Here is a 19962-nt window from a genome sequence, read left to right on the forward strand (position 1 = left end):
TACTTTAGGAGCTGTCGCCGTGCTCGTCACCGGATTCCCGGCAGGGATGTTCCAGACCAACTGTTACATCCTCGCTCAGGACGACTTGAAAGAGTGCGTTGTCGTCGATCCCGGCCAGGACGCGGCGGAACCGCTCGCGCAGTTCCTCGCGGAGTCCGAGCTCGAGCCGAAGGCGGTGCTGCTCACGCACGGCCATCTCGACCACACGTGGTCGGTGGAGCCCGTGTGCGAGCGGTACGCGATCCCGGCCTACATCCACCCTGAGGACCGGTACATGCTGAGCGACCCCAGCCGTGGCATCGGCCCGCAGATGAATCAGTTCATTGCCGGCATGCAGTTCCGCGAGCCGAGCAGTGTGATCGAGCTCGCGGACAGTGACGAGTTCGAGGTCGCCGGAATCGAATTCGTCGTCGACCACACCCCTGGCCACACCCAGGGTTCGGTCGTGTTCCGCACCGAACTTCTCACCGATGACGGCCCGCTACAGGTGGCGCTCACCGGGGACACGCTGTTCCAGGGGTCGATCGGTCGCAGTGATCTCCCCGGCGGAAACCATGAGCAGTTGTTGAGCTCGATCGCGCGCAAGCTGCTCGTGCTCGACGACAGGACCGCGGTTCTGCCCGGGCACGGTGGTTCGAGTTCGATCGGTCAGGAACGGGCCGCCAACCCGTTCCTCGTTGGACTGACCGCCTCCCAGTAAGGAAAAGTAAGCATCGTGAGTAAGTCAGGCGTCAGCACCTTCTCGGCCCCCAAGGGCATTCCCGACTACGTTCCACCGCAGTCCGCGGAGTTCGTCGCCGTGCGCGACGGGCTGACCCGCGCGGCGCGTCTGGCAGGCTACGGGCATATCGAGCTGCCGATCTTCGAGGACACCGGGCTGTTCGCCCGCGGTGTCGGCGAGTCCACCGACGTCGTCTCGAAGGAGATGTACACGTTTGCCGACCGGGGTGACCGTTCGGTGACGCTTCGTCCCGAGGGCACCGCCGGTGTGATGCGCGCGGTCATCGAGCACGGCCTCGACCGCGGCCAGCTTCCGGTCAAGCTCAGCTACGCCGGCCCGTTCTTCCGCTACGAGCGCCCGCAGGCGGGTCGTTACCGGCAGCTGCAGCAGGTGGGTGTCGAGGCGATCGGCGTGGACGATCCGGCACTGGACGCCGAGGTGATCGCCATCGCCGACGCCGGTTTCCGCGGACTCGGACTCGACGGATTCCGCCTCGAAATCACCTCGCTCGGCGACGACACCTGCCGTCCGCAGTATCGGGAGCGCCTGCAGGAGTTCCTGTTCGGGCTCGATCTGGACGAGGACACCCGTCGCCGCGCAGAGATCAATCCGCTGCGCGTGCTCGACGACAAGCGTCCGCACATCAAGGAGATGACGGCTGACGCGCCGCTCATGCTCGACCACCTCTCCGAGAGCGCCAAGGTGCACTTCGACCAGGTGCTCGCGCACCTCGACGCGCTCGGTGTGCCGTACGTCATCAACCCGCGCATGGTGCGCGGCCTGGACTACTACACCAAGACCACGTTCGAGTTCGTGCACGACGGCCTCGGTGCCCAATCCGGCATCGGCGGCGGAGGACGCTTCGACGGCCTCATGGCGCAGCTCGGCGGTCAGCCGCTGTCGGGGATCGGATTCGGTCTCGGTGTGGACCGGACGGTGCTCGCGCTGGCGGCCGAGGGTAAGACGGCCGGAAACCCGGCGCGCTGCGAGGTCTTCGGGGTGCCGCTGGGCGAGACCGCGAAGGCCGAGATGGTGAAGCTCGCGCACCAGCTGCGTACTGCGGGTATCCGCGTCGACATGGTGTACGGCGATCGCGGCATCAAGGGCTCGATGAAGGCGGCCGACCGCTCGGGTGCCGTGCTCGCCCTCGTGCTCGGCGACGAGGACCTCGCTGCGGGAACCATCGCAGTGAAGGACCTCCGGAACGGAGAGCAGCAGTCGATGTCCATGGAAGGTGTTGTCGCGCAGATCGGTTCGATTCTTGCCAGCGAGTGAGGGCGAGTACGCTATCGACCTGATCCCAGCCTCGATGCTGGCGCCTCGTATGCGCAGGATTGCAGTGGTTTCGATCCTGCTCGGCGTTGTGGTCGGCGGCGTGGTGGCGCTGTTCGCCGCTCCGTCGATCGCCGTGGTGGTAGGTGCGGTGATCGGCCTGCCGACCGCAGTGTCGGCGATGCTTGCCACGCGTCGTCGAATCTGGCTGGACGGCACCCGGATCCACGCGTCGAACGGGATCCGTCACAGAGCGGTGGAGGTTGCCGAGGCGGCCACTGTCGAGCTGGCGGTGCGGTCGGCTCGAATCAGCCAGGTCGCGATCCGCATCGGCGACGGGCGGAAGTCGGTGACGGTGCCTCTGGCGCTGTACACGGACGGCGGTGGGCGTGAGATCGAGGTGCTCGGGCTGCGGAAGCTGGCCGATGCCCTGTCCGCGAGTGAGCTGGTTCCTGCGGCAGCGGCGGCCTCGGTGCTGATCGAACAGCTCCGCGCCGAGGCGCGCGGTGCGGGACGCGTCGAGCGCCCGCTGTACCGGGCGGTCGAGTTGGCGCGGGATGCGGGTCGGGTGCCGCAGACCACGCTCACGGATCAGGAAGTCGCGTCACTGACGACCTGACACGGACTGACCGTGCGGTAACTCCCCGGTTGCGGCTTCGGCTGTTCCCTTCGCAGCGCCCGGTTGCAGGATTATCGTTCGAAGTATGGTCGGTCTCTGGCCCGTCCTGGACCGTAAGGCTGCGTTCGAGGACGCAGAGAAACTGCTCCGTGACGGCACGTCGTGCGGAGTGGTGCTCGTCGGTGCGGCGGGCGTCGGGAAGACGACGATGGCCCGGGAGCTGGTGGGGTCACTCGCCGGCGATGCGCGGTGGATCGTCGGCACCGAGTCCACGCAGGGCATCCCCCTCGGTGCGTTCGCGCCGCATCTGGCGCGCACGACATCACGCGACCCGGTTGTCGCCTTGCGGGCGGTGCGGGAGGTGCTGGCCGCGGACGGCGTCGCCGCCGACGGCGGCGTCGGCATCGTCGGGGTGGACGATGCGCATCTGCTCGACGAGTTCTCGGCTGGGCTGGTCCATCAACTGGCGGTCGGCCGCGACGCGCGGTTGGTCGTCACAGTGCGCAGTGGGGCGGCGGTCCCGAGTGCGATCGAAGCACTCTGGAAGGACGGTCATCTCACTCCTGTCGTCGTACAGCCGTTCACCCGCGCGGAGATGGACGACGAGCTGGGCGCGGTGCTCGGCGCACCGGTCGAACGTTTCAGCGCCGACGCCATCTGGGAGGCGTCGGAGGGCAACCCGCTGTTCCTGCGCCATCTCGTCGAGGGTGCGCTCGACGGCGGAACGCTCCGGCAGTCCGGCGGAATCTGGCAGCTGCGGGGGAGACCTGCGGTGTCACCTGCCCTGGCATCGCTCCTCGAGACGAGGTTTGCACGCACCCCGCCGGATGCGCTCGAGGTGGTCGACTACCTGGCGTTCTGTGAGCCGCTCGAGCTCGAGGCGCTGAGCGAGTTGGTGAGCCGCCGCTCGATCGAGGAAGCCGAGCGTATGGATCTGGTTCGGATCCGGGATGTCGGCAATGCGCACGTGGTTCGCCTCGCGCACCCGCTGTTCGGCGAGGTGATCCGCGACCGTGCCGGGGTGCTCGCGGCGCAGCGCATCAAGCGTCGGCTGGTCGAGGTGTTGCGGGAATCGCCGGATCCGGGGGTAGTGACGTCGATGCGAATCGCTGAGCTCGCGATCGAGTCGGGCATCGAGCCCGATCCGGAACTGTTGGTGCGCGGCGCAGAGGACGCGATTGCGATGGCCAGTCTCGAACTGGGCGCGCGGCTCGCGGGCGCAGCTGTCCGGTTGGGCGGCGGATTCGACGCGTCGTTCGCGCTGGGGCGGGCACTGATGTGGCAGGGCCGCGGCGACGAGGCCGAGGAGGTGTTCGACGCCGTCGACCCCGACGATCTGTGCGAGTACGACGTGGCGCGCTGGCTGCTGACCCGCGTCGCGAGCCTGTACCTGGAGGCGGGCCGCCCGCGGGAGGCTGTCGAGTTGTTCGAGCGCGAGCGAGGACGGATCACCGATTCGGTGCTCGCGGTCTCGGTGGTGGCGCTCGACGCCGTTTTGCGCCTGTACGACCGGCAACCGGTCCAGGCGATCTCGCTGGCCCGTCAGGTCGAGGCCGCTCCGGAGGCGCACCCGTGGGCGAGGGCGAGTGGTGTGTTCGCCGGAGTCGCGGCGCTGACAGTGTCGGGGCGAGGATACGAGGTTGCAGCGCTCGCGGCGTCAGCGTGGGAGGCGATCTCGCACGGTGACGGTCTGCTGCGTTTCCATATTGGCTACTTCGAGGTACTGGCACTGACACTGGTCGGGCGGATCCATGTGGCACAGGCCACCGCGGATCGGTATCGCACGCTCGCCGCCGGACAACCGAACAGCGCCGCCCTCGCGGATGTCGCCTCCGGGGTGGTCGAGCTGACCAGTGGACGGCTCGACGACGCTGCGGAACACCTCACCGAGGCGTTGGCGGTCCTCGATCGCGAGACGCGTTCGGAATGGATGCTGCTTGCCGCGGTGAGCCTGTGTCAGGTCCGTGCGGCACAGGGCAAGGCCGCTGAGGCAGCCGACGCCCTGACTATCGCGGAGCGGCAGGCAGGACCCGAACTCGCCTTCTTCGATCCCCTGCTCGACGTCGCGCGCGCCTGGGTGGCTGGAGCCGAGGGGGAGGTGTCGGCAGCCGTTCACGCGGCCCGCCGGGCGGCGGATCTCGCGGCCCAATCGGGGCAGTTCGCAGTCGAGGCCATCGCCCTCGACGTCGCGACCACGTTCGGCGACTACTCGACGATCGCCCGTCTCGACGAACTCGCCACCCTCGTCGACGGGCCCTTCTCGAGGGTGGCCGCGCGTCGAGCGCGGGCGCTCGCGAAGGCCGACGGGCCGGCGCTCGACCGGTTGGCGTCAGAGTTCGAGCGGGTGGGGGCTCTGCTCGCCTCGGCCGATATGTACGCACAGGCAGCAACCGCGTACTCGCGGTCGAACGATCGCCGCGGCGAACTCGTTGCCGCTGCGAAGGCGCATTGGCTGTCGTCGCGCTGTGACGGAGCGGCGACGCCCGCGCTCGCGAAGGCCGCACGTCCGCTGCCTCTCACCGACCGCGAGCGTGAGGTCGCAACTCTGGTGGGCCGCGGGCTGTCGAACAAGGACATCGCGCGCCGGCTGGTGCTGTCGGTACGCACCGTCGAGGGCCATATCTACCGGGCGTGCGAGAAGCTTGCCCTCAGCCACCGGAGCGAACTGGCGAAACTGATCCAGGTGTGACTGCGACGGACCGATCGTGACGAAGCCCCTGTTCCGGCAGCCGAATTCGTCACGACCGCGCAGATCAGCGGCTCGTGAAGTCCGTGTCGTCGAACTCGTCGGGTTCGAGGCCGCCGATCACCGCTGGCGCGACGAACGGCAGGTCGCCGACCACCGCGTTGGTCGCCGTCGTGCTGAGGAGGTAGTCCGGCGCGGCGCGGTCGACGTTGTCGTCGTACCCGCCGCGCGAACCGGAGCCCGTCATCGCGCCGGGACCGAGCCCCGAAGGTCCCGTTGTCGCTGTGGCTGTGCCCGAGGCGTTCGGCGAGGTGAGGGGTGTTGGCGTGGTTGTTCCGCCGACGGATGGCTGCGATGCCGACGACGCCTTCGGGGAATCCGCCGCGACGGCCATGCCACCCGCGCCTGCGAGGAAACCGGGTAGTGCGGAACCGGTGCCGGCCGCTCCAGCGCCACCACCCGGGTGGACTGCGGGAACGGTAGACCCGAGGTCCGCGGCTCCGGCGGCGAATCCTGACGCTCCAGCGGCCCGGGTCTGGTCCGGGACCGTATCGCTCAATCCCTGTGTGACCGAGGCGATCAGCGGTTTGCCGACGGACTCGAGCAGTGCACTCGCGACCGAGATCGGTGCGGGCGGTCCGGTCGGGGCGAGTCCCGCCGCCGGACTCGGTGCGATCGGAAGGGGTATCTCCGCGCCGAGTGCGGCCATTGCGGACGTGTGTCCGGCGAGCTCTGCCCGGGTCTCGGCCACCACGGTGAGGGCGCGTTGCAGGTGATCGGCCGCCGCCGCGATGAGCAGGGTCTGACCGGGCGGTGTCAGTGCCACCGGGGCAGCGGCGACCACCGTCGCCGCAAACGATTCGGCGACCGCCGCCAGTTTGGCGTTCCCGCGCGAGACCGAACCGGCCGCGTCCTGGGTGACGGCCGCGATGTCCCGGCCGCGCTGACTGAGCTGTTCGCCGCTGACCTGGGCCTGCCGGCCCTGTGACTGTGCGGCGATCGCCGCCTGTCCCTGCCACGCCTGATCGAGGGCGTTCAGGCCCGCCACACTCATCGAGAGCGCCGTGTCGATGATGGAGGACGATTGCTGGAGAAGCGATGTGGGATCGAACCCGCCGATTGTGCCGGTGCCGAAGGCGCTCGCGAGGTCGGAAATCGGCTGCAGCAATTGTTCGATACCCGGGAGCGGAGGCAGCGCGGGAAGGGGTGGTAGCGCGGGAAGGGGTGGTAGGTCGGGAAGGGATGGTAGGGCGCCCGCCGCGATCTCGGTGAACGGTGTCTCCAGTATCGGGCCGAGAGCCGAGTTCTGGAGCGCCTCCATGGGTGTGCGCGGCACCGGCATATCGAGTACCGGCCCGACAGGTGAGGCCTGGAGCAGATCCAGAACCGTCGGCCGATCGGTTTCGCCGGAATCGGTCGGTGATGTTGTCATACATTGCCCCCCAATGCATTCCGTGCGGCACTGAGAATCGAGCCGGTTCCGTGCTCGGCCGTGTCGTATGCGGCGGCGACGGCATGTGCCACCGAACCGGTTCCGGCGTACACGTTCGCCAGCGCGGCAACGGACTGCACGTGTGCCGTCTGCGTGGCCGCTGACGTGGTCAGGAAGTCGGCGCCGATCGCGCCGAACACCGGTGTCAGCGCGGCGACGCTCGTCGCGATATCCAATCCTCCTGCGGCCGCGATCTGTCCGGCAGCCTCGGTTGCGATGTCCCCGTACGTGCGAATCTCATCGGGTACGGCTGAAAACCCGTCCATGATGACCCCCCAATCAGTCAACTCGGATTCCACTGTAGCCCAATGGCGGTCAGGCTCGACATGGTCACGTTCCGGGCTGTGGACAACTCTCTTGCAGCTCTGCGAGCAGGGCATTCGCGCGGTCGGCGATCTCTGCCGTGGGCGACGTCCACCCGAGGATTCGCAACGCCGCGTCCGCGATGGCGGTCGGGGTCAGCGCCGGAACAGACGACGTTGCCGTGGCGTCGGAGCGCGCACTGATCATCGACTCGGCCAGCCGGAAGGGCAGTTCCAGGACACCGGAACTGACGTCGGACGCTCCGACTGCGGCGAGTGCATCGCGGGCGAAGTCGGCGTAGCGCTGCATCAGATCCCCGCGTTGCGTTCGAAACGAGGCGAACCGCTCGGTGCGCACCTCGGGCATCAGGTACAGCGCACCGAGATTCCAATGGGAACGGGCCAGTTGTCCGGCGTCGAACAGGATGAGCGCGTAGATGCGGACGAAGGGATCGTCGCATCGCTCGCGGAGCAGATCGGCGCACGCGGCTGGTGCCGAGACCGTCCCGATCAGGAGCGCGGCAAGGATGTCGTCCTTGGTCGCGAAGTGGTGATACATCGACGCCTGCCGGATGCCGACAGCGTCGGCGATCGTCCTCGTCGAGGTCCCGGTGAATCCGCGGGTGGTGAACAACTCGGCCGCTGCGTCGAGGATCTCGTCCCGTGCGGTGGCTCCCGGGCGCTTTCGCGTCGACAGTCTCGGGCGTCCGGCTCCCGTTGTCGTCATGTGTCCATCACTACCAGGCGCCGGCTGATTCCGCGTAGGAGAGCCGGCGCCCGACTCCGGCGATCTCGCGGACCGCTTCGGACAGAAGGCTGCGGTACAGCGGTGTGAGGGTGTCCACATCGACCTCGTCGGTGATCGGGAGTCCCTGCTCGAGCTGTTCGCACTGGTGGCGCAGGCGGATCTGCTGCACGACGTCGAACGACTCCGACAGCACCCGCGCGTCGTCGTCGAGCAGTAGACCGGTGCCGGCGGCCGCTTGCAAACGGACGATGGTCGACCGGTCCGTGACCCCGGCACAGATGCCGGCCCACCGTGCGATGTTCATGACCGGCATTGCGCCGTGTGCCTTGAGGTCGACCGGTCCGCTGCGCCGCGACAGGATCTGGCGCAGCGGGTGCGGGCGGGCCGGTTCGGCTACCGCCTCTCGGAGCAGCAGGCGCATCGCTCGCGGATGCGCGCGCAGCTTCTCCGCGACGGCTTCGGTGAGCGATCGATCCGCGTCGCCGCCCACCGCTCGGCTGTCGAGCAGCAAGGAGAGCATGACCAAGCCGCGATCGTGGAACGGGTCTCGAATCCACGCTTCCGTGGCCCGAATCCACTCGTCCTGGGTGCGGGAGAACCGTCGCCGGGTGGCGACCGCTCCGTTGGCGTCCGATCGCAGCCCGCAGCGAACAAGCAGTGCATGTGGTCGCTGGGCGAGTTCGGCAAACTCCGCGAAGTCCGATCGGTCGGGGCGGATCATCGCCGTGTCGAGGTCCGATGCGGGCAGCGCCTCGCGACGAGCGACACTGCCGAGACTCAGCCAGGTGAAGTCGGCCGCCTCGGTGACGAGGTCGAGTGCCCGCGTGACGGTGGCATCGATGATGACGGACAGGATTGCGCTCACGTCGAGCGGAGCCATTCGCGTTTGCCGCAGCCCCAGAACGAGTGCGGGGATCCGTGTCGCCACCGTAACCAGCTCATCGGTATCCGTGGCACGGGAGATGTTGCCACGCAACAGGAATCCTCCGCGTGCAGCGGTCCCGAGCAGGTCGGCATCCTCGACCACACCGAGCAACTCTCCGCGTGCCGACAGCACCGGTAGCTGCCGGACTCCGTGCTCGAGCATGTCCATCAGAGCGTCGGCGCCGAGTCGGTCGGCGCGGCAGGTCCGTACCGGAGCGGTCATCACCGCGCCGACCGGCGTCGTGGGACCGCGACCTGCGGCAAGTACCCGCCGCGTCAGATCGCCTTGGGTGACGATCCCATGCGTTCCGTCGCCGAGCGGGATCAGAACGGACCGGCGGCGTGAGCTGGCCATGGTCTCGGCGGTGTCACGGACGGTGGCATGGGCCGGGCACATGGGGGTGGGACCGCGAAGAAGGTCGCCCACGGGGCGCATCGACGGATCCTGCACCACCCGTGCCGGGGGCGTGATCCGGGGTCCGTTCATGGTGTTCATCCTGCCAGCGTCGGACCGGGACGGGCGTGTGCCGGGCCCGGGACCAGGGGGTGTGAGTCGTCGGTGATGACGCCGTAACGAACGACACGGGCACGAAATCGGAAGCGGCTGGTTGGACTCACGTTGGCAACGTGCACGACATCGGCAGCGCGATCTCCGCCGGAAAACTGTCAATCGACAGAAACCGGATCCCGGGGCAGCCGGACGGTGCCGCTTCCGCCGCTTGCAGGAGAGCTCATGACGACCACCGTGACGACACCGTCGACCGACCAGGGCGACCTGGCCGAGTTCGGCTACGAACAGCAGTTGCATCGTTCCTTGGGGAAGTTCGCCTCGTTCGCGGCGGGCTTCTCGTTCGTCTCGATTCTCACCACGATCTTTCAGCTCTTCGGCCTGGGCTTCGGATTCGCCGGACCGGCCTTCTTCTGGACCTGGCCGGTGGTCTTCCTCGGCCAGTTCATGGTGGCGCTCTGCTTCGCCGAACTCGCTGCGCGCTATCCGATTTCGGGTGCGGTGTACCAGTGGTCACGGCGCATGGGCGGCGAGATCGTCGGCTGGTTCTCCGGCTGGTTCATGATCCTGGCGCAGATCGTGACGGCGTCGGCCGCGGCAATCGCACTACAGGTGGTGCTCCCGTCCATCTGGAGCGGCTTCCAGATCGTCGGAGACGATCCGGCGCTGACGTCGCCGAGCGGCGCCGCGAACGCCGTCCTGCTCGGTTCCGTTCTGCTGGTGCTCACGACCACGATCAACTGCGTCGGCGTGAATTGGATGTCGCGGATCAACAACATCGGCGTGACCTGCGAGATCATCGGGGTCATCGCGGTGGTGGGCATGTTCTTCACCCATGCGCAGCGAGGTCCGGACGTCGTGTTCGATACCGGCGTCGCGGGCACCCAACCCGGCTACATCTGGGCGTGGATCGTCTCGGGCCTCATGGCCGCATATGTCATGGTCGGTTTCGGGTCGGCCGGTGAACTCGCCGAGGAGACCCGCAACCCACGCCGCGTCGCGCCGCGCACGATCCGGTTGGCGCTGTCGGTGTCGGCGCTCGGCGGCGGTCTGATGATCGTCGGCGCGCTGATGGCGGCGCCTAGCCTCACCGACGGACACCTTGCCGTCGAGGGACTGCCTTACGTCCTCACCTCGATCCTGAGTTCGCCGTGGGGAACGTTGCTACTGGTGGATGTCGCGATCGCGGTGTTCGTCTGCACCCTTGCGATCCAGACCGCCGCCTCACGCCTGATGTTCTCGATGGCCCGCGACGGCCGGCTCCCCGCCAGCCGGGTGCTGTCGAAGGTCAACGGCCGCACCGGCACCCCCATCGCGCCGTCGGTGCTGATCGGAGTGCTGTGTGTCGCGGTTCTCGCGGTCAACGTGGGCAACTCCGCGATCTTCACGACCCTGTCCAGCGTATGCATCGTGCTGATCTACCTCGCGTACCTGATGGTGACCGTACCGCTGCTGGTGCGACGCCTGAAGGGCTGGCCGAACGGTGGTCCGCAGGTCGACGCCGAAGGACGAAAGCTGTTCTCGCTCGGCATCTTCGCGATCCCGGTGAACATCGCCGCGGTGGCGTACGGCATCGCGATGGTCGTCAACCTGTCCTGGCCTCGTGCCGAAATCTTCAACCCCACCGGGGAATTCCCGATCCTGCAGTGGGCCGCACCGATCACCGTGGTGGCCGCGGTGGTCGTCGGAGCCCTCTGTTACCCCCGCGGCAAGGCCGTTCCCAACCCCGTCACGATCGGAGCCTGATGTGACCACCACCGACCACTCCACCACCTCGAGCACGTCCGGAGCCCGTGCCCACGCGCGTGCCCAGGCGGGCACTCGTACCGACTCGATGCCGGTCCTGCCGGCGTCGGCGTGGCCCACACCGCCGGAAGGGGTCGCATCCGATCGCCTGACCTGGGCCGAGACGGTTCCCGGCGGCCGGTACACCTCGAAGGTGCTCGCGCGCGGCACCCGGATCCGGCTGCGGGACATCGACGGCGCCGCCTGCGCGAACCTGCTGCTCTACCGGGCGGACGCGCCGTGGGAGCGGATCAACGTCGCGGACACCGTCAAGGTGCCGTGGCAGGCGTACATCGGCGCTGGGCACCCGCTGCTCTCCGACGCCGGACGCGTTCTCGCGACCGTCGTGGCCGACACCTCCGGCCGACACGATGCGCTGTGCGGGACCACCAACATCGCCGCAAACACCGCGAAGTACGGCGCCGGAGCAGTGCACTCGGCGTCGCCGGCCGGGCGGGAACTGTTCACGCTGGCCGCCGCGAAGCATGGACTCGAACCGCGGGATCTGCCCGCGTCGGTGTCGTTCTTCCACGGTGTCCGAGTGGAGTCCGACGGAGCGCTGACGAGTATCGGTGGTGCCGCTGCCGGAGCCTACGTGGAACTGCTCCTGCATCTGCCGCTGATCGTGCTGATCGCCAACACCGCCCATCCGCTCGATCCCGCCCCTGAATTCTCGACATCCGCGCTCGAAGTGCTCGCGTGGTCTGCCGCCGAGAACCTCGATTCGCTGCCGAGCGCCGATCCCGAACACCACCGGGCGGTCCTGAACACCGACGACGCCTGGGGGGCACTGAACCCTGGCGTCGCACTGAACCCTGGCGTCGCGCTGAACCCCGGAAAGGACTCATGATGATCCCCACACCGACCGCCGACTCGTCGGCGCTGTTTCCTGGGACGGTCGTGCTGGACGAGATCGTCGACCCGCGTGCGCCGTGGTCGACCGTCGTCGCATCGGGCGACACCCTGACGATCGTCGACCTGCACGGCAATCAGGCCGTCGACACTCTGATCTACGACGCCGCCGACCACGCCCGCAGGTACTCGGCCGCGGTCACTGTTGCCGCACAGCGCAATCTGTTTCTCACCACGGGTACCGTGCTACGCGCCGACGACGGCGGCGCGCTGATGACGATCGTCGCCGACGAGGTGGGCAATCACGATACGGTCGCCGGCGCATGCTCGCAGGAGTCGAACACCCTGCGGTACGGCCATCACACCCGGCATCAGCACGCGTGCGTCGAGAACTTCCTGATCGAGGGTGCGCGGTGGGGTCTCGGCAAACGTGACCTCGTCTCGAACATCAACTTCTTCATGAATGTCCCGGTCGATCCCGACGGTGCCCTCGGCATCGTCGACGGGCTGTCCGCGCCGGGCAAGCGGCTAGCGCTCCGGGCCGACGTCGACGTCCTGGTGCTCGTCTCGAACTGCCCGCAGATCAACAACCCGTGCAACGGCTTCGATCCCACCGCGGTCCGGATGATCGTGACTCGGCCCACCCGAACCACGGAGGTGCGGCCGTGACCGTCAAGTGCACCGTACTGCGGCCCGGAATGGGGACGACGGTCCAGGACTACCCGGGACGTACCGGCTACTGGCAGATCGGGGTCCCGCCGTCGGGACCGATGGACGACCTGTCGTTTCGGCTGGGCAATGTCGCCCTCGGAAATCCAGAGGGGGCAGCGGGATTCGAGGCCGTCATGGCCGGTCCTGCCCTGTGCTTCGACGAGGCCACCGAGGTGTGCGTGACGGGTGCGCCGACGCGGGTGACCGTCGACGGAGCCATCGTGCCGCAGTGGCGTCCGGTGCGGGTACCGGCCGGAGGAGTGCTCGACGTCGGCGTGGTCGCCGGCCCTGGAATGCGCATCTACGTCCTGGTCGCAGGAGGCCTGGATGTACCCGAGTTCCTCGGCAGCGCATCGACGTTCACCCTCGGCCGCTTCGGCGGGCACGAGGGGCGGGCCCTGCGTGAGGGAGACGCTCTGGCGCTCGGCGACGCGCCGGCCGGTCCATCGCGTCCGGTTCCGTCGGAGTCCGTGCCGGCGCTGTCGGTGCGGTGGGAGATCGCGGTCACCGAGGGCCCACACGGGGCACCGGAGTTCTTCACCCGCACCGATATCGACACGCTTTACCGCACCGACTACGAGGTGCACTTCAACTCCGATCGCACCGGTGTCCGGCTTACCGGACCGCGGCCGCAGTGGGCACGAACCGACGGCGGCGAGGCGGGGCTGCACCCGTCGAACATCCACGACAACGCGTACTCGGTCGGTTCCCTCGACTTCACCGGCGACACCCCGATCCTGCTCGGACCGGACGGACCGAGCCTGGGCGGGTTCGTGTGTCCGGTGACGGCGGTCGCGGCGGACCGGTGGAAGCTCGGCCAGCTCGCGCCCGGCAACACGGTGCGGTTCGTGCCGGTCCGGACCGCCCACGCGGCGTCGGCCCGCGAACTCGGGGTCGGCAGGCGGGCGTCCCTGCCCACCGTTCTCTCGACGGGCGGGGACGGCGACGACGGCGTCATCGCCCGCCGCGACGGTGACACCGAGGTCACCTACCGCCGGTCCGGTGACGACAACGTCCTGGTCGAGTACGGCGACATGTCGCTGGATCTCGGGCTGCGGGCGCGTGTACACGCGCTGCACCAACGGCTCGAACAGGATCGGCCGGCGGGCTTGCTGGACCTGACACCGGGAATCCGGTCGCTGCAGGTTCGGATCGACCCGGACGTGCTGCCCGCGTCGACCCTGCTGGGGCTGCTGGCCGAGGTGGAGGACACGATTCCCGCCGCAAACGAACTGGTGGTGCCGAGCCGGACGGTGCGGATGCCGCTGTCCTGGGACGACCCGGCAACGCGTGAGGCCATCGCGCGGTACATGCACGGTGTCCGTGCGGACGCGCCATGGTGCCCATGGAACATCGAGTTCATCCGCCGGGTGAACGGACTGGACTCGGTCGGCGACGTGTTCGACACCGTGTTCGGTGCGGAGTACATGGTGCTGGGGCTGGGTGATGTGTACCTCGGTGCGCCGGTCGCCACCCCGCTCGATCCGCGGCATCGGCTGGTGACCACCAAGTACAACCCGGCGCGCACATGGACGCCGGAGAATGCGGTGGGCATCGGCGGCGCGTACCTGTGCATCTACGGGATGGAGGGGCCCGGCGGCTACCAGTTCGTCGGCCGCACCACTCAGGTGTGGAATCACCGGCACCCGCAGTCGTCGGGGCCGTTCGAGGAAGGGACACCGTGGCTGCTGCGCTTCTTCGATCGGATCTCCTGGTACCCGGTCGATCCTGAGGAACTGCTGGACCTGCGCGCCGACCTGGCTGCCGGACGTAGCGGCGGTGGTATCGAGATCGCCGGTGGCACCTTCTCGCTCGCCGACCACCAGGCCTTTCTCGCTGCGAACGACGAGTCCATCACGAGGTTCCGGGCAGCGCAGTCCGTCGCATTCGGGGCGGAGCGGGGGCGGTGGGCGGATGCGGGTGAGTTCCAGCGGACCTGACGTGTTGGCCCGCGACGCTCGGCATACGCAGCGCCCCGGGCCTGCCGCGCGCCGGTGCCACCTGTGCCCGTCGCCCTCCTTCACATAGGGGGATTTCCCCTCTCTTTCCCCGCTGTTCCCGAGTGTGTGGCACGAATCTTGCATTGTGGACCCCAGCATTTGCTACCGTCCCCCAATCTCCAGATGTGATGTTGAATACCCGACGGAAGGTTCAGGCATGGGACGTGCGAAGCAGGGGAGGCGAGTGCGGCGGTTGATCGCCGGCGTCGTGTCAGCGGCGGGCCTCGCGGCCGCACTCGTGGTCGGCTCCGGCTCCACGGCCTCGGCGGCACCTTCGCTGCCACCCTTACCGATCGGATCGGCTGAGGCCACCCAACTCCTCCGGGATGCGACGTCCGCCGTTTCGACCGCTGCCGGGATGCTGCAAAACCTCGACTTGGGTTCGAGCTCGGGACTGCCGTTGGGCAGCCTGGGTCTGGGCGGCGTCGTCTCGCCCGCGTCGGGTCCGATCACCACCTATTTCGGCGGTGGCCACATGGGCATCGACATCGCGGCAAACAGGGGCGCGCCCATCCGGGCGGTGGCGGACGGTGTCGTGATCAATGCGGGCCCGGCGCAGGGATTCGGTCTGTGGATCCGGATCCGTCACAACGGTGGTTTCGTCACCACGTACGGCCACAACGACGTCAACTTCGTCTCGGTCGGGCAGCAGGTGACTGCCGGTCAGCGCATCGCGAACGTAGGCAGCCGCGGTAACTCGACCGGTCCGCACCTGCACTTCGAGGTCGATGCGCCCGGCGGTATCAAGGTCGACCCCCTCGGATGGCTCCGCGCACGGGGCGTGTTCATGTAGGTGCTGTTCTGATCGGCGCTTTCGGACCGCACCTGAGGTGTCTCGTGGTGCGGCCCGGCTGCCGTCGGTGCGGCTCGGTCACTCGGTGACGACGGCGTCCGCTTCGATCTCGATCAGCAGTTCCGCATCGATGAGCGCGTTGACCTCCACCATCGTGCTGGCGGGACGGATCTCGCCAAAGATCTCGCCGTGTGCCAGCGCGGCCTGCTCCCATTGCGATATGTCCGTGAGGTACATGCGGGTACGGATGACGTCGGACAGTGACGCGCCGGCCTCGCTGAGCGAGGCGGCGATGGTGCGCAGCGCCCCGCGCGTCTGCTCCTCCAGCGTGGCGCCGGGACAAGTGGTACCGGATACGGCGATCTGGTTTCCGATGCGCACGGCGCGCGAGTAGCCGATCTTCGGCTCCCAATCGGACCCGGACGTGATGTTCTTTCTGGTCATGGGCACAGATTCTGTCAGCTGTCCACCCCTTGGTTGTCAGGCGAGGTGTTCGAACGAAATTTCGATTCTCCTGTTGACATGGGTTAGTACGCATGTTCGACTGGGTTCATGAGGTGGCAGGGTCAGACGCTCGACGCGGACGACGGCGCACTCCCGGGACTGGAGCGGGCGGGTCTCGTCCGCAGTGTCCAGACGCCGGAGTTCGAGGGCATCACCTTTCACGAGGTGCTGTGCAAGAGCGCCCTGAACAAGGTGCCGGACGGAGGATCGTTGCCGTTCGGCTTCACCGTCAACGCTTTCCGCGGATGCAGCCACGCGTGCCGTTATTGTTTCGCGCGACCCACGCACGAGTACCTGGATCTCGATGCCGGCCGCGATTTCGACACGCAGGTAGTGGTGAAGATGAACATCGCCGCCGTCCTGCGGAAGGAATTGGCGCGCAGGTCATGGAAACGCGAACACGTCGCACTCGGCACCAACACCGACCCGTATCAGCGGGCCGAAGGGCGGTACCGATTGATGCCAGGCATTATCGGGGCCCTCGCGGAGTCGGGTACGCCGTTCTCGATCCTCACCAAGGGCACGCTGCTGCGCCGTGACCTGCCGCTGCTGCGGCACGCGGCCGAACGGGTTCCGGTGAGCATCGGTGTGTCGCTGGCGATCCACGACCCCGAACTACAGAAGGCTGTCGAGCCCGGTACACCGTCGCCACGTGCCCGGCTGGACCTGATCAGGGCCGTTGCCGATTCCGGGCTGCCCTGCACTGTGATGGTGGCTCCCGTGATCCCATTCCTCACTGATTCCGCGGCGCACCTGGATGGGCTGCTGTCGGCGATCGCTGAGTCCGGCGCGACCGGAGTCACCATCTTTCCGATGCACCTGCGGGGCAGCACGCGCGGCTGGTTTCTGAACTGGCTCGCCTCGGAGCATCCCGCACTGGTGCGGCGGTACCGGCAACTCTACGGTCGTGGCGCCTACGTCACGCCCGAGTACAAGGCTTGGCTCAAGGCGCGGGTCGAGCCGATGGTCGAGAAGTACTCGCTCGGGGGCGAATCCGTCCGGGATATGCAGGCTGCTGCTGCGCCGCCACGTGAGCTAGTGAGCGCGGGGGCGGCGCCGGCGCTGATGCTGTTCTGAGCCGATGCGTCTGCCGGCAGGGCTGAGCTGGCGTGTTCAGCGCAGCATCGGAGGATTGCTCAGATCGCGGGCCGAGTAGGTATCGCAAGCCTCGATCTGCCCGGTGCGGTAGCCGGTCAGGAACCACTTCTGCCGCTGCTCGGACGAGCCGTGTGTCCAACCCTCCGGGTTGATCTTCGCGCCCGCCGACCGCTGGATCCGGTCGTCGCCCACCGCGGCGGCAGCAGAGAGCGCATCGCGGACATCGTTCGCGGTGAGCGGCTCGAGCAGGGGTGCCGCCCCGTCCGGTCCCGGTTGAGTGGAGGCGTAGTGCGCCCAGATGCCGGCGTAGCAGTCGGCCTGCAGTTCGGTCCGCACCGCTTGGGACGTTGCGCCGCGCGGATCCTGCTGCCCGCGGCTGATGTCGCCGAGCTGATTCTGAATGTGGTGCCCGAACTCGTGCGCCACGACGTACTCCTGTGCGAGCGGGCCGGTGCTGGCGCCGAACTGGTCGACGAGCAGCTGGAAGAAGCTGGTGTCGAAATAGGCTGTGGAGTCGGCTGGGCAGTAGAACGGCCCGACGTCGCTGGTGGCGTTGCCGCAGCCGGTGTTCACGGCACCCGAGAAAAGGCGCACCCTCGGTGCGGCGTACTCGACGCCGGTCTGTGCGGGGAGCTGGGCGCCCCACACCTGGTCGAGGCTTCCCACGGTGTAGGTGACCCGACATCCGACGTCACGGTTTGCGTCAGCGCCACTCTTGCATCTCTCGGCGAGCGAGGTGTCGACCGCGCTGGTTCCGGAGTCGAGCGGAGTGCCCGTTGCCCCGCTCAGGCCGCCCAACACGGATCCTGGATCGCCGCCCAGTAGGAGCGCGAGGATCAACACGATCAGGCCTCCGGCGCCACCGCCGAGCATGAACTTTCCACCTGGGCCTCCACCTGGGCCTCCGCCTGGGCCACTGCCGACAGACACCCGGCCGACGTCGACATGGGCTCCGTCGTCGAAGGTCATGGTGTTCCCTCCAGGTCAGAAACCGACTGTGCTGGTCGATCCAGCAATCCGGTGATGAGGGTGTGCGTTTCCGGTACGGCGGCGTGCCTCCGTAGGATCTCAGCCAACGACACATTGTGCTGGAAGTTTGTGAAAGGAATCCCGTGCTGCGCACCCACCTGGCCGGCTCGCTTCGACCCGAGCACGCTGAGCAGACCGTCACTCTCACCGGTTGGGTGGCTCGGCGGCGCGACCACGGCGGGGTGATCTTCATCGACCTGCGCGACGCCTCGGGAGTATCCCAGGTGGTCTTCCGCGCCGGCAACGTACTCGAGCAGGCGCACCGGCTGCGCGCCGAGTACTGCGTCAAGGTCACCGGCGTCATCGAGGTGCGGCCCGAGGGTAACCAGAACTTCGAGATCCCCACCGGAGCCATCGAGGTCAACGCGACCGAACTCGAGGTGCTCAACGAGAGTGCTCCGTTGCCGTTCCAGCTCGACGACCAGGCCGGTGAGGAAGCGCGTCTCAAGTATCGCTACCTCGACCTGCGCCGTGAGGGGCCGGGCCACGCGATCCGGTTACGCTCGAAGGCGAACGCCGCGGCCCGTTCCGTCCTGGCGCACCACGAGTTCGTGGAGGTCGAGACCCCGACCCTGACCCGGTCCACTCCCGAGGGCGCCCGTGATTTCCTGGTGCCGGCACGTCTGCAGCCGGGCAGCTTCTACGCACTGCCGCAGAGCCCGCAGCTGTTCAAGCAGCTGCTCATGGTCGGAGGCATCGAGCGGTACTACCAGATCGCGCGCTGTTACCGCGATGAGGACTTCCGCGCCGACCGCCAGCCGGAGTTCACGCAGCTCGACATCGAGATGAGCTTCGTGACTCAGGAGGATGTCATCCTGCTGGCCGAGGAGATCCTCCACGCGGTGTGGAAGCTGATCGGGCACGAGATCACCACGCCGATCGCGCGGATGACCTACGCCGAGGCGATGCGCCGCTTCGGATCCGACAAGCCGGACCTGCGCTTCGACATCGAGCTCGTCGAGTGCATGGACTTCTTCACGGACACCACGTTCCGGGTGTTCCAGGCCGAGTACGTCGGCGCGGTCGTGATGCCGGGCGGCGCGAGCCAGCCGCGTAAGCAGCTCGATGCGTGGCAGGAGTGGGCCAAGCAGCGGGGCGCGCCGGGTCTGGCGTACGTGCTGGTCAACGAGGACGGCACTCTCGGCGGCCCAGTCGCCAAGAACCTCACCGACGCCGAGCGTGACGGTCTGGCCGCGCACGTCGGTGCCAAGCCGGGCGACTGTATCTTCTTCGCCGCCGGTGCGACCAAGCCGATGCGGGCGCTGCTCGGCGCTGCCCGCGGTGAGATCGCGCGTAAGCAGAACCTCATCGACCCGAACGCGTGGGCTTTCGTGTGGGTGGTCGATGCCCCGATGTTCGAGCCCACTGCCGACGCCACCGCCAGCGGCGACGTCGCTCTCGGCTACAGCGCCTGGACTGCCGTGCACCACGCGTTCACGTCACCGAAGCCGGAGTCGATCGACACGTTCGACACCGATCCGGGCTCGGCCCTGGCCTATGCATACGACATCGTCTGCAACGGCAACGAGATCGGTGGCGGCTCCATTCGTATCCACCGCAAGGACGTTCAGGAACGTGTCTTCAAGGTGATGGGTATCTCGCAGGAGGAGGCGGAGGAGAAGTTCGGCTTCCTGCTCGACGCCTTCGCGTTCGGCGCCCCGCCGCACGGCGGCATCGCCTTCGGCTGGGACCGAATCACCGCGCTGCTCGCGGGTGTGGACTCCATCCGTGAGGTCATCGCGTTCCCGAAGTCCGGCGGTGGCGTCGATCCGCTGACCGATGCCCCGGCGCCGATCACCGCGCTACAGCGCAAGGAGGCGGGCATCGACGTCAAGCCGGAGTTCGTTTCGGCCGAGTCCAAGTAGTCCCGCCGACTCTCGGGAGCGGCGGGGCGCTGGTACCCGCCGCTCCCATCGGC

At 67.9% G+C, this 19962-nt stretch carries 16 protein-coding genes and 1 pseudogene; 11 read left to right on the top strand and 6 right to left on the bottom strand.

The window, feature by feature from the left end; translation table 11 throughout:
* Nucleotides 1–19: 19 nt before the first annotated feature.
* From ERC79_RS22050 to ERC79_RS22065, 4 genes are all read left to right on the top strand, one after another.
* Nucleotides 20–700: an MBL fold metallo-hydrolase gene (locus ERC79_RS22050; protein ID WP_131580477.1), complete on the top strand. Its 681-nt coding sequence runs from the start codon at nt 20–22 to the stop codon at nt 698–700.
* Nucleotides 701–715: 15 nt separating this feature from the next.
* Entirely contained in the window at nt 716–1996 is a 1281-nt protein-coding gene (gene hisS, locus ERC79_RS22055; protein WP_131580478.1) for a histidine--tRNA ligase, read from the top strand.
* A 34-nt stretch (nt 1997–2030) separates the two neighbouring features.
* Nucleotides 2031–2612: a hypothetical protein gene (locus ERC79_RS22060; protein ID WP_131581453.1), complete on the top strand. Its 582-nt coding sequence runs from the start codon at nt 2031–2033 to the stop codon at nt 2610–2612.
* An 85-nt stretch (nt 2613–2697) separates the two neighbouring features.
* On the top strand, nt 2698–5301 hold the full coding sequence (locus tag ERC79_RS22065; protein ID WP_131580479.1) for a LuxR family transcriptional regulator: 2604 nt from the start codon (nt 2698–2700) through the stop codon (nt 5299–5301).
* A 64-nt stretch (nt 5302–5365) separates the two neighbouring features.
* On the opposite strand, the gene ERC79_RS22070 is transcribed toward ERC79_RS22065, so the two are convergent.
* The 4 genes from ERC79_RS22070 to ERC79_RS22085 are packed head-to-tail and all read right to left on the bottom strand — an operon-like array spanning nt 5366 to nt 9251.
* Nucleotides 5366–6730: a hypothetical protein gene (locus ERC79_RS22070; protein ID WP_131580480.1), complete on the bottom strand. Its 1365-nt coding sequence runs from the start codon at nt 6728–6730 to the stop codon at nt 5366–5368.
* Nucleotides 6727–7077 (bottom strand): type VII secretion target, encoded by a 351-nt coding sequence (locus tag ERC79_RS22075; RefSeq protein ID WP_242676680.1) that lies wholly within the window; start codon nt 7075–7077, stop codon nt 6727–6729. Before ERC79_RS22075 ends, ERC79_RS22070 begins: the two co-directional genes overlap by 4 nt.
* A gap of 43 nt (nt 7078–7120) precedes the next feature.
* A complete protein-coding gene (locus ERC79_RS22080; RefSeq protein ID WP_131580481.1) occupies nt 7121–7819 on the bottom strand; it encodes a TetR/AcrR family transcriptional regulator in 699 nt (232 codons plus the stop codon).
* A 10-nt stretch (nt 7820–7829) separates the two neighbouring features.
* Nucleotides 7830–9251, bottom strand: a complete 1422-nt coding sequence (locus ERC79_RS22085) for a putative nucleotidyltransferase substrate binding domain-containing protein (protein WP_242676681.1) — start codon at nt 9249–9251, stop codon at nt 7830–7832.
* 246 nt (nt 9252–9497) lie between these two features.
* Between ERC79_RS22085 and ERC79_RS22090 the strand changes: the two genes are divergently transcribed.
* The 5 genes and pseudogenes from ERC79_RS22090 to ERC79_RS23665 all read left to right on the top strand — a co-directional run.
* The gene (locus ERC79_RS22090; RefSeq protein WP_131580482.1) at nt 9498–11018 is read left to right on the top strand and encodes an amino acid permease; all 1521 of its coding nucleotides are present in this window, start codon (nt 9498–9500) and stop codon (nt 11016–11018) included.
* Nucleotide 11019: 1 nt separating this feature from the next.
* Entirely contained in the window at nt 11020–11907 is an 888-nt protein-coding gene (locus tag ERC79_RS22095) for an urea amidolyase associated protein UAAP1 (protein WP_242676682.1), read from the top strand.
* Nucleotides 11904–12578, top strand: coding sequence for an urea amidolyase associated protein UAAP2 (locus ERC79_RS22100; RefSeq protein WP_242676683.1), 675 nt, complete (start codon nt 11904–11906; stop codon nt 12576–12578). Before ERC79_RS22095 ends, ERC79_RS22100 begins: the two co-directional genes overlap by 4 nt.
* Nucleotides 12575–14560: a 5-oxoprolinase/urea amidolyase family protein gene (locus ERC79_RS22105; RefSeq protein ID WP_131580483.1), complete on the top strand. Its 1986-nt coding sequence runs from the start codon at nt 12575–12577 to the stop codon at nt 14558–14560. The genes ERC79_RS22100 and ERC79_RS22105 overlap by 4 nt, the downstream gene beginning before the upstream one ends.
* 469 nt (nt 14561–15029) lie before the next feature.
* Nucleotides 15030–15413: pseudogene (locus ERC79_RS23665) on the top strand (M23 family metallopeptidase); the annotation flags it as partial.
* A gap of 78 nt (nt 15414–15491) precedes the next feature.
* Here ERC79_RS23665 and ERC79_RS22115 read toward each other — a convergent pair.
* Complete coding sequence (locus tag ERC79_RS22115; protein WP_131580485.1) at nt 15492–15857, bottom strand: RidA family protein; 366 nt, start codon at nt 15855–15857, stop codon at nt 15492–15494.
* Between the two features lie 108 nt (nt 15858–15965).
* On the opposite strand from ERC79_RS22115, the gene ERC79_RS22120 reads away from it, so the two are divergent.
* Entirely contained in the window at nt 15966–16994 is a 1029-nt protein-coding gene (locus ERC79_RS22120) for an Rv2578c family radical SAM protein (RefSeq protein ID WP_131580486.1), read from the top strand.
* Nucleotides 16995–17030: 36 nt separating this feature from the next.
* Here the strand turns inward: ERC79_RS22120 and ERC79_RS22125 are convergent, their stop codons facing one another.
* A complete protein-coding gene (locus tag ERC79_RS22125) occupies nt 17031–17984 on the bottom strand; it encodes a neutral zinc metallopeptidase (protein ID WP_131580487.1) in 954 nt (317 codons plus the stop codon).
* 143 nt (nt 17985–18127) lie between these two features.
* On the opposite strand from ERC79_RS22125, the gene aspS reads away from it, so the two are divergent.
* On the top strand, nt 18128–19909 hold the full coding sequence (gene aspS / locus ERC79_RS22130) for an aspartate--tRNA ligase (protein WP_131580488.1): 1782 nt from the start codon (nt 18128–18130) through the stop codon (nt 19907–19909).
* The last annotated feature ends 53 nt before the right edge of the window (nt 19910–19962 follow it).

Source organism: Rhodococcus sp. ABRD24 (genome assembly GCF_004328705.1).
Taxonomy (GTDB): Bacteria; Actinomycetota; Actinomycetes; order Mycobacteriales; family Mycobacteriaceae; genus Prescottella.

Coding starts and splice junctions, on each gene's coding strand:
- ERC79_RS22060 (WP_131581453.1), top strand. CDS start 2,031: ATGCTGGCGCCTCGTATGCGCAGGATTGCAGTGGTTTCGATCCTGCTC.
- ERC79_RS22065 (WP_131580479.1), top strand. CDS start 2,698: ATGGTCGGTCTCTGGCCCGTCCTGGACCGTAAGGCTGCGTTCGAGGAC.
- ERC79_RS22070 (WP_131580480.1), bottom strand. CDS start 6,730: ATGACAACATCACCGACCGATTCCGGCGAAACCGATCGGCCGACGGTT.
- ERC79_RS22080 (WP_131580481.1), bottom strand. CDS start 7,819: ATGACGACAACGGGAGCCGGACGCCCGAGACTGTCGACGCGAAAGCGC.
- ERC79_RS22085 (WP_242676681.1), bottom strand. CDS start 9,251: ATGAACGGACCCCGGATCACGCCCCCGGCACGGGTGGTGCAGGATCCG.
- ERC79_RS22090 (WP_131580482.1), top strand. CDS start 9,498: ATGACGACCACCGTGACGACACCGTCGACCGACCAGGGCGACCTGGCC.
- ERC79_RS22100 (WP_242676683.1), top strand. CDS start 11,904: ATGATGATCCCCACACCGACCGCCGACTCGTCGGCGCTGTTTCCTGGG.
- ERC79_RS22115 (WP_131580485.1), bottom strand. CDS start 15,857: ATGACCAGAAAGAACATCACGTCCGGGTCCGATTGGGAGCCGAAGATC.
- ERC79_RS22120 (WP_131580486.1), top strand. CDS start 15,966: ATGAGGTGGCAGGGTCAGACGCTCGACGCGGACGACGGCGCACTCCCG.
- ERC79_RS22125 (WP_131580487.1), bottom strand. CDS start 17,984: ATGACCTTCGACGACGGAGCCCATGTCGACGTCGGCCGGGTGTCTGTC.